The sequence below is a fragment of the Pseudomonas sp. 58 R 3 genome (genome assembly GCF_900006605.1).
GTDB lineage: Bacteria > Pseudomonadota > Gammaproteobacteria > Pseudomonadales > Pseudomonadaceae > Aquipseudomonas > Aquipseudomonas salomonii.
In genome coordinates, this window is sequence record NZ_CVTT01000076.1 from 644 (window position 1) to 1,045 (window position 402).

A 402-nucleotide genomic window follows, 5' to 3' on the forward strand; every position below is an offset into this window, starting at 1 on the left:
TGTTATAGACGTCGTTGGCTGGGGTGTTGAACACAGTCGAGCCTGTGGTCTCACCGGCTTTAATAGTGATCGTCTGACCGTTCGAAAGCGTAACGGTAACGTCGGTTTGCGCTTTGTTGGTCAAGGTAGCGGTGTAAGTGATGTCGCCGCCTTCAACTACCGAGGCTTTATCAGCACTCAGAGAAACCGTGGTGTTGTCGATCGAGTCGGTAATCGAAGTGACGGCCGCTTTCGGGTCAGTGACCAGGTTCTCAAAGTTACCGCCTTCGGTCTTTGCGATGGTGGTGCTGACAGTCGAACCGTTGTTATAGACGTCGTTGGCTGGAGTGTTGAACACAGTCGAGCCTGTGGTCTCACCGGCTTTAATAGTGATCGTCTGACCGTTCGAAAGCGTCACGGTAA

1 protein-coding gene is annotated in these 402 nt (G+C 52.5%); it reads right to left on the minus strand.

The annotated features are described in order from the left end of the window. The coding region (locus tag BFP92_RS32200; RefSeq protein ID WP_239694324.1) for an immunoglobulin-like domain-containing protein at positions 1-402 on the minus strand (402 nt) is incomplete at both ends.